This is a genomic window from Mesorhizobium sp. M2A.F.Ca.ET.067.02.1.1 (genome assembly GCF_004023285.1).
GTDB lineage: Bacteria > Pseudomonadota > Alphaproteobacteria > Rhizobiales > Rhizobiaceae > Mesorhizobium.
Genome location: NZ_RZSB01000258.1, coordinates 1 through 7459, shown reverse-complemented (window position 1 = coordinate 7459; position 7459 = coordinate 1). Strand labels below are relative to the sequence as shown.

General features: G+C 65.4%; 12 protein-coding genes. All 12 read right to left on the bottom strand.

Features of this window, described 5'->3' with window-relative positions; translation table 11 throughout:
- The coding region (locus EOA28_RS18320; RefSeq protein ID WP_148670752.1) for a hypothetical protein at positions 1-304 on the bottom strand (304 nt) is incomplete at its 3' end.
- A 5-nt stretch (positions 305-309) separates the two neighbouring features.
- Complete coding sequence (locus EOA28_RS18315) at positions 310-840, bottom strand: hypothetical protein (protein ID WP_128315131.1); 531 nt, start codon at positions 838-840, stop codon at positions 310-312.
- Between the two features lie 73 nt (positions 841-913).
- On the bottom strand, positions 914-1369 hold the full coding sequence (locus EOA28_RS18310; protein WP_128315130.1) for a hypothetical protein: 456 nt from the start codon (positions 1367-1369) through the stop codon (positions 914-916).
- Complete coding sequence (locus EOA28_RS18305) at positions 1359-1721, bottom strand: hypothetical protein (protein ID WP_128315129.1); 363 nt, start codon at positions 1719-1721, stop codon at positions 1359-1361. Before EOA28_RS18305 ends, EOA28_RS18310 begins: the two co-directional genes overlap by 11 nt.
- Positions 1722-2657 (bottom strand): hypothetical protein, encoded by a 936-nt coding sequence (locus tag EOA28_RS18300; protein ID WP_128315128.1) that lies wholly within the window; start codon positions 2655-2657, stop codon positions 1722-1724.
- A complete protein-coding gene (locus EOA28_RS18295; RefSeq protein ID WP_128315127.1) occupies positions 2650-3357 on the bottom strand; it encodes a hypothetical protein in 708 nt (235 codons plus the stop codon). Before EOA28_RS18295 ends, EOA28_RS18300 begins: the two co-directional genes overlap by 8 nt.
- Positions 3345-3908 carry a class I SAM-dependent methyltransferase gene (locus EOA28_RS18290; protein WP_128315126.1) on the bottom strand — a complete coding sequence of 188 codons (564 nt, stop codon included), beginning with the start codon at positions 3906-3908 and terminating at the stop codon, positions 3345-3347. Before EOA28_RS18290 ends, EOA28_RS18295 begins: the two co-directional genes overlap by 13 nt.
- On the bottom strand, positions 3905-4474 hold the full coding sequence (locus EOA28_RS18285; protein ID WP_189342090.1) for a class I SAM-dependent methyltransferase: 570 nt from the start codon (positions 4472-4474) through the stop codon (positions 3905-3907). The genes EOA28_RS18290 and EOA28_RS18285 overlap by 4 nt, the downstream gene beginning before the upstream one ends.
- Positions 4467-5264, bottom strand: a complete 798-nt coding sequence (locus EOA28_RS18280; protein ID WP_128315124.1) for a glycosyltransferase family 9 protein — start codon at positions 5262-5264, stop codon at positions 4467-4469. The genes EOA28_RS18285 and EOA28_RS18280 overlap by 8 nt, the downstream gene beginning before the upstream one ends.
- Positions 5265-5508: 244 nt before the next feature.
- Positions 5509-6237 carry a hypothetical protein gene (locus EOA28_RS18275; RefSeq protein ID WP_128315123.1) on the bottom strand — a complete coding sequence of 243 codons (729 nt, stop codon included), beginning with the start codon at positions 6235-6237 and terminating at the stop codon, positions 5509-5511.
- On the bottom strand, positions 6234-6857 hold the full coding sequence (locus EOA28_RS18270) for a hypothetical protein (protein ID WP_128315122.1): 624 nt from the start codon (positions 6855-6857) through the stop codon (positions 6234-6236). Before EOA28_RS18270 ends, EOA28_RS18275 begins: the two co-directional genes overlap by 4 nt.
- A 10-nt stretch (positions 6858-6867) precedes the next feature.
- On the bottom strand, positions 6868-7459 hold a 592-nt coding region (locus tag EOA28_RS18265), incomplete at its 5' end, for a major capsid protein (RefSeq protein ID WP_189342089.1).

Below are 7459 nucleotides of genomic sequence, written 5' to 3'. Positions count from 1 at the left end.
TCACCTTGATGATGGCGGCCAGGATGTCCGCCTGGATCTCAAGCGGAAGGCGGGCCGCGGCCGCTTCCTGCTTTTCGTCCCCGGGAAGACCGATGCCGGCGGCGATGATGGCAGCGATGGCATCGCCACCGATCGTCATCAGGCTGCCGACATCGACTTCCTTGCCGTTCATCAGCATGCGAATTTCGGGGAAGCGCGCGATGAGCGAGACGAGCCCGCTCGCCGACACGCCATACACGACCAATGACTTGCCGCCGACAGAAACCTTTTCCGTCAGCGGCGCGATATCGAGCAAACCAACCATGTCTTTTAGGCCTGCGGCGTTACGGTCATCGTGCCGAAGTCGGACGAGCCGTCGGTGTAGGTGATGGCGAGCAGGTCGCCGGTGATCTCGATCTGGCCGAAATCGGCGTCCTCGATCGGCGAGAAGCTGCCGGTCGGGCCGAAGGAGACTGACGGGAACACGCCATGCACCTTCTGGCCCTGGACATTGTCGCCGATGAATTCGAGCGCGCCCTTGATGACGCTCTGGTTCATCAGGCGGATGGTCTTCGAGCCGTCGGTGTTGGCCTCGGGATCGCTGCCCATGAAGAGCAGCTGCAGGTTCTCCGGCGTGATCTCGTCGAGCACGATGCGGATCTGCATGGCCTGGTTGTTGTATTGGGTGAAATCGGTCTTCTTCGAGCCGCCGCGCGTCTTCTTGTGCTCGAGCTTGTCCTGCGACGGCGTGATCTCGCATTGGACGATGTTGCCGAGGTCGCGCTGCGCGCCGCCCTCGGGCGTCCAAAGAGCATAGCCGGTGCCCTGGAAATAGTTATCGGTGCTGGGAGAGTCGGTCATGACCGTTCCTTTCGGTGATGCCCGTCCCGTTCACCAGGGAAGAGAGGGGCGGTTGATACGCTTTTGAGGGAACTCAAACTTGCCGGTTGGGCCGCAGGACATAAGCAAAGGTGAACGCGACGCCGATGCCGCCTTCGACGGAGCGGCCGCGCTCGGCCACCGTTGCCGAGCCAGTGACGCGGATGCCATTGCCCCTGACCGTCAGGTCGAGCAGCGCCTGGTCGGTTGCGACAGCCGCGATCAGCTTGATGCGCAGCGCATTGAGCGCCGTGCCGACATCCTTGGCATTCTTGGCCAGCCGGAACTGCACCTCTGGCGTCATTTCCATAATCTGAGGCGGCGGCTCGGTCGCGCTGCGGCGACCCGGAATGTCACCGACCGCTTGCTCGTCGCCATCGAACAGCACGACGTATTTTTGTGTGTCGGGCAGGCCGCTCTCATTGCGGCGCGCCTCGACCGTGTCGTCGACCGCCTTCGCAAGCTCCAGCAGGCGGGCGAGGATGGCCTCGCGACGATCTTCAAGCGCCATCCGGTTCCTCCAGCAAAAGCAGGATCTCGCCCTGCGCCTCGCCATTCGGCGTTGGCCGGTAGGAGTGCCGGTTCACTGTCCAGCTCTTGCCGTTCAGCGTCAGCGCCGCGCCGTGCAGATCGGCGGCGGAGACGCTCCTATCGGCAAGCTGGGCTGCGCGGACCGCCGCTGCCGGCAGCACCGTGGCGATCGAGGCATGGTCGAGAACCTCGACGCCGGCCGTCTCGTCGATAAGGTCGAGTGCGACAGTCGAGCCGGCCGTGTCGTCGAGAGTCAGCGTCACCGCCTCGCCATAGACGGCGTAGCTCGACTGCTCGAAGAGCAGGAAGTCGAAGTCGACCAGGCCGGGCATCTAGCTCAAAAGCCTCCAGAGCGTGCCGTCGATGAGCTCGCGCTCGTCGAATTGCGAATAGGCCAGCGCGTTGAGCCAGGGCTGGCGGTCGGGATAGAGCGGCTCCTCGACGCGGCCGAGGTCGCAGCGGCCGACGAGCGCGGCGGCGCTGTCCTGGTGGACGAAGATCGGGCAGCCCATGATCGCCGCCTCGACCGCAGCGTTGGAGCCGTGCGCGACCAGGCAGTGCGCGCCCTTCAGGTCCTCGTGCAGTTTCCGGCCGGAGCGCTGCATTTCCTTGTTGCGGATGAGCAGCGGCCGTTCGGTCAGTTCGTTCAGCCGCTTCACGGTCCGGAGCGTCCAGCCTTCGATGCCGTGGAAGCGCTCATAGGTCTCGCTCGGCTCGGCGACGACGATGTGGCGGCCGGTGCGCTGCCAGGGCCAGACATCGACCTTCAGCGCCTTCCAGCGGTCATCCGGCAGCGGGCGAATTGCCTGCAACTGGAAGGATCCGACATGCCAGCGGTAGAAGCCGCCGTCAGCGCCCGTGGGAAGGTCGGTGGCAAACACACGCCTTGCATATCCTCGGTCCCAGTAGATCCAGCGCCGGCCGGTCGCCTTCCAGGCTTCGATCAGCGGCCGGAGCTCCGGCGTGCAGCCAACGATCGGCACGATAGAAGCGGGCAGCGCGGCAAGCGCTACGATATCGCCCTTGATGACCTGCCCGCCGGCGGCCTTGATCGTCGCGCCGATGCGCTCGAACAGCGCCAGCTTGAATTTCTTCAGGTGACCGGGGATGAACAGGGCCACCTTGGCGGGGTCGACCGAACTTCCGATCTCCCCCCTTGCGGGGGAGATGGCCGGCAGGCCAGAGAGGGGGGTCTCGCGCCGACCGTCGCAGCACCCCTCACCAAGCGCGGCCAACGGCTCGCTTGTCGCGAGCCGGGCCTCAGACACGCCAATGCTCCTGCATCCAGTCGAGCCGCGTGTATTGCGACGGGTCGCGCCAGCCCGGGAAGGCGACGATGCGCGCATTCCTGGGCAGCGCCTCACCCTTAGGCCAGCCGCGCTTCTGGAAGGCGTAGACGCCGTCTTCCGGGCCGAAGGATCCGGCGTCGGGCAGCATGTCGGCCAGCCACGCCTGGTCGTCGGGAAACTCGTAAAACGGCACCTTGGCCGCCAGCTCGAGCGAGAATTCATTCCAGACGTCCGGCCGATAGCCGGCCTCCAGCATCCACAGCGAGCCGTTGAACGGGCAGGGATTGGCTGAATTGACGCCCTGCAGGATGGTGAACGGCTCCGGCCGGGCGAACAGATCGTCGAGCGGGCCGGTGATGACCAAGTCGAGATCCATGCAGACGATGCGGTCGCCGGGAAATCCGAGCAGCCGCTGAACGTCAGGATCAAAAAGCGATAGCCTGGCGAAACAACCCTTGACGGCCGTCAGATACTTGGCCGCCGCCGGCAAGGCGTGCAACTCGATCTCGCCATAGCGCCGATGATGCGTGATCTCCGGCTCGCCTTCGACATGATCGGTGAAGCAGACGAACCGACAATCCTGCCGCAGATTGCGGCGGACGCCGCCCTGAAGCTTGGCCACATAGTCGGCGCCGTATTTGTCGCCCCACTTGAAGGTGACGATGGTCAATCCCGCCATAGCACACCAATGCCGTTGTTTTTGCCGGTCGGGCAGAACTTGAACTCCTGATGGCGATGCGCGCCCTTCACGCGCTCCCAGAAGACCGGCACGTCGATGCGCTTGCCTTCCTTCCAGTCCGGCGCGCGGTGCCAGGCGATGTCGTGAAAGGCGACGAGGCGCGCCATCGGGCCGTAGTTCGCGAAATCTTTCTCGACGAAGGGCAGGGTGTGGTTGGCGTCGATGAAGACGGCGTCGAACGGGCCGAGCGCCTGGACCTTGTCGATCACGGCTTGCGCCGTCGAATCGCCCCAGATCACATGCGCGTCAAAACCCTGCAGCTGCAGGCGAGCAATCACCGCCTTCAGCTCGGCCTCGCTCTGCGGCCAGGCAACGGTGCCGGCCGGCATGTCGACCGAAACGATGCGCGAGCCGGCGGGCAGCCGCGCCGCGATCCTCGCGAGCGACCCGCCAAACTTCGAACCGATCTCGATGAAGGAGCGAACGCCCGCGGCCGCGAACAGCTCGGCCAGCGCGTCGATCTCGGCTTCGACCTGCAGCATCGCGTTCATGGCCGGCACCAGATGGCGGCGACGCCGAGTTCGGCGGAGAGGTAGGAGGTGTGGATGCGCTTCAGGCCGACCTCGCCGAGTTCGCGGTCGAGCGCCGCCATCTCCTCCTCGTTCTCGTCCGGCTTGTCGGAGGTGCCGCGCCAGGCGAAATAGCCCTTCGTCGCCTTGCCGAAATACTGCATCAGCGCCGAAAGGTCTTCCGCCGCCATGATCCGCTTCAGCTTGTGATAGGTGGCGATGCAGAGCACGAAATCGTATTTCCGCGCACCGAATGGTTTCAGCGCCGCCGGGCCGCCGGTGAGGTCGATCACCTCGAAGCGGCTGTCGACCTTGCGCAGGTCCGCGAACCACTCGCGCGCCGCCTCGATGCCCTTCTCGTAGATATCGCATCCGTGCACGGTCGTCGCGCCATTGCAGGCGAATTCGAAGCCGATGGCGCCGCGATTGCAGCCGATGTCGAACACCGATTTCCCCTGGGCGCGCAGCACCAGGTCGGTCATGCCGTCCATGCGGAAATCGTGGTAGCCGGCGACGCGGCGCTGCACGCCCTGCGGTGACTTATCCATATTTTCTGCTCGGCTCCGAAAGATGGCTGGCGGCGGCGGCAACGACATGGCCGACGCTGATTGCCTGCATCGCCTTGCGGCAGTGCGGGCAGGGGTTGAGCGAGCCGCAGGCCTCGGCGCCGCCGGTGAGGTTGGTGTGCGTGGCGTAGCCGGTCACCGATGGCGGGATGAAGCCACCGAACAGCACCACGGCCGGGATGCCGACCGCCGCAGCGCCATGGTGCAGGCCGCCTTCGCCGCCGATATAGAGCGCGGCATGCGCCAGCACCGCCAGCGCGTCGCGGAACGAGCGCGTGCCCAGCTGCTCGACGCCTTGCAGCGCCACGGCACTGAGATCGCCACGGAACTGGACGACCCGGAAGCCGGCAGCCTTCAGCCGATCGGCGACCGCCTGGAAGTTTTTGACGCCCCAATCCTTGTTGGCGGCGACAGATTTCCATTGTGCGCTCTGCGGCTCGATGACCACGAATCCCGTACTGTAGCGCCGGCCGGCGGTCAGTTCCGACGCCCCGAAGAAGAGCTCACCCGGCACGGCATGGAAAGCAAAATTCCATTTCCAGCGCGGCCCGAGGCGCTTGTTGTAGAGACGGTGGCCCTTGTAGAACGGCATCCATTCGATATCCGGGTCGCGTTCCGATCCGGGCGGCGCCAGGTTAGGATTGCCGCGGAAGATTTCCTCCGAGTGCTTGTCCCACAGGATGCGGCGGCCGTCGCCGAGCGCGACGCGCTTTCCCCGCGCCGCCGCGCCGCGCGCCAGGCCGGAGCCCATGAGCTGGTCGCCGTAGCCCATCAGGCCGCCCAGCGACGAAGCCTGGCGGCTTCGCGCCTCTTCCTCGCCCCGTTTACGGGGAGAGGATAGCAAGGCCCGGTGAGCGGCACGCGAACCGCTGGCCGCGCTTGGTGAGGGGGATGCTGCGCCTCAAGAGAAGGCGCCCTACGAGCACCCCTCACCAAGATCGCCCAACGCCTCGGCTTCGCCTCGGCGGGGCGAACTATCCTCTCCCCGTAAACGGGGCGAGGAAAAGGTCGCACGCTCATGCCGCCCACCTTTCCAGCTCGGCGCGCCATTCGTCGGCATAGGCGCAGTCCTCGTAGCCGGGCATGGTCGGGATGCCGTCGGTGAAATGGACGATCGACGGGTTGATCGCCGGATCCGAGTGGCCGACCAGAAAATTCCATTTCGGCTCGAGTTCGCCGATCTCGTCGTCGTCGAGCCAGCAGAAGCGGTGCAGGTCGCGGCCGGGTACGGAATTGACCAGCTCGGTGGTCAGCGCCGCATGCGCCGGATGGTCGACATTCCACAGGATCACGCTCGACCAGTTTTTTCGCGCGTAGCGGGTCTGCGCCTGGCCGTCCATCTTGACCGTCTCGCGCGGCTGGTGGTCGTGCTTGACCACCATCACCGCCTTCGTCGGGTCGGCGAGCGCGAACAGCTTTTGCAGGTCGCAGCGCACCAGCATGTCGCAGTCCATGAACAGCGCCCAGCCGGACTTCGCCAGCCGCGGCACCAGGAAGCGCGAGCAGGCGAACTCGGTCGCCATGGCGGCGCCGGAGATCTCGTCCCAGAGCCGGCCGTCGCGTTTGCCTGTCGGCCGCGTGTAGAGGCCGCCGGTGCGCAGGTCGGTCAGCACTACGCCGCGCACCGGGATCGGCGCGATCAGGTGGCGGTTGATCGAATGGCGGCAGACCGCGTAGGCGTCGGCCTCGCGTTTATCGAAACCGATCCAGATCGACTGCTTTTGGGCCGGACTGCCCCAGTTCATGCGAACACCTTCTCGATACACTGATCGAACGGCACGCGCGGCCAGCAGGTGACCGCGCTGTCGGGATTGGCGTTGACGATCTCGACGCCGGCTTTCGCAGCCGACGGAGCCATCATTGCAAATTCATTTATCTGGTCTTTCCAGCAGGACTTCGATGGCGGCCACGGCCATCTGAGGCCATGATTGTGGCGACGCCCGTCCACCCCGATCTTGGCGTCGACGCCGAGAAGCGCGATGCGCGCGGCGCCGAAATGAATGGCGAGGTTGATCGCCCCCGTGGTCGATGACCGCTCCAGCGCCACCTGGTCTGGCCTAGTCGCGAATCCATGCCGCGCATTGACCGCCCTGCCGATCACTTTCACGCGGGGGTCGCCGATCTCTTTCGCCGAGGTGACGATCAGCCCAGCGAATTCGTCAGGCCCTGGACGCAGCGCCTTCTCGCGCCACCAGCGCCCGTCGGCGAAGAACAGCACGTCGGCCTTGGGATACTCCTTCCAGGCCGACTTGACGGCGATGACCCGGCGCCCCTCGAGGCTCGACAGGTCGAGCGCCCTGGTCGATGGCCCGGCGGCGAGGATGAACACCGTCTCGCCGGGCCATATTTTCTCGGCAGTCCACATGAAACCGCTATCAGGTGCGGCGGGCCCGGTGCAGAGCCTGCGGCATCGTGCAGACCGGCAGCACATAGGAATCGACTTCGACGTCAGCCCATTCGTTGCGCTTGTCGTCGAGGATGATGCGGGAATAGGCATCCTGACCCATCGTGCCGATATCGTCGAAGCTTTCGCCGGGCGACATCGCCCATTTGAAGATGCCGGCGCCGACCGGGAAGAACTTGCACTTGTCGGCCGGGACGGCGACGGTCGAGTTGTCGTCGGTGCCGCGATAGTTGGCGAAGGTGAGGCCGCCGAAGCGGAAAGTTTCCCAGGTCACGTCGGCCGACAGGCTGATCGCATTGGCCGTGGCTTCATAGAGCTTGACCACGTCCGGGTGCGCAATCAGATCATCCCAGAAGGCGTCGTCGCAGAGACCGACGATCATACGCGGCACCCCGACGCCCTTCAGTCCGCGAAGCACCGAGCGCTTCACCGCCGTGCACTTCTTGCGCAGCGCGCCCGAGGCCGGGTTGGCATTGTCGAGATCGAAGTCGACCTCCGCAGGGATCGTCTGGCCAAGGCGAGATGCCCAGTCGACGATCGTCGTGCCATCGGCATCCTTGACC

Bases quoted from the DNA above. Each gene is read 5' to 3' on its own strand.
- EOA28_RS18315 (WP_128315131.1), bottom strand. From the start codon at position 840: ATGACCGACTCTCCCAGCACCGATAACTATTTCCAGGGCACCGGCTAT.
- EOA28_RS18310 (WP_128315130.1), bottom strand. From the start codon at position 1,369: ATGGCGCTTGAAGATCGTCGCGAGGCCATCCTCGCCCGCCTGCTGGAG.
- EOA28_RS18305 (WP_128315129.1), bottom strand. From the start codon at position 1,721: ATGCCCGGCCTGGTCGACTTCGACTTCCTGCTCTTCGAGCAGTCGAGC.
- EOA28_RS18295 (WP_128315127.1), bottom strand. From the start codon at position 3,357: ATGGCGGGATTGACCATCGTCACCTTCAAGTGGGGCGACAAATACGGC.
- EOA28_RS18290 (WP_128315126.1), bottom strand. From the start codon at position 3,908: ATGAACGCGATGCTGCAGGTCGAAGCCGAGATCGACGCGCTGGCCGAG.
- EOA28_RS18285 (WP_189342090.1), bottom strand. From the start codon at position 4,474: ATGGATAAGTCACCGCAGGGCGTGCAGCGCCGCGTCGCCGGCTACCAC.
- EOA28_RS18280 (WP_128315124.1), bottom strand. From the start codon at position 5,264: ATGGGCTACGGCGACCAGCTCATGGGCTCCGGCCTGGCGCGCGGCGCG.
- EOA28_RS18275 (WP_128315123.1), bottom strand. From the start codon at position 6,237: ATGAACTGGGGCAGTCCGGCCCAAAAGCAGTCGATCTGGATCGGTTTC.
- EOA28_RS18270 (WP_128315122.1), bottom strand. From the start codon at position 6,857: ATGTGGACTGCCGAGAAAATATGGCCCGGCGAGACGGTGTTCATCCTC.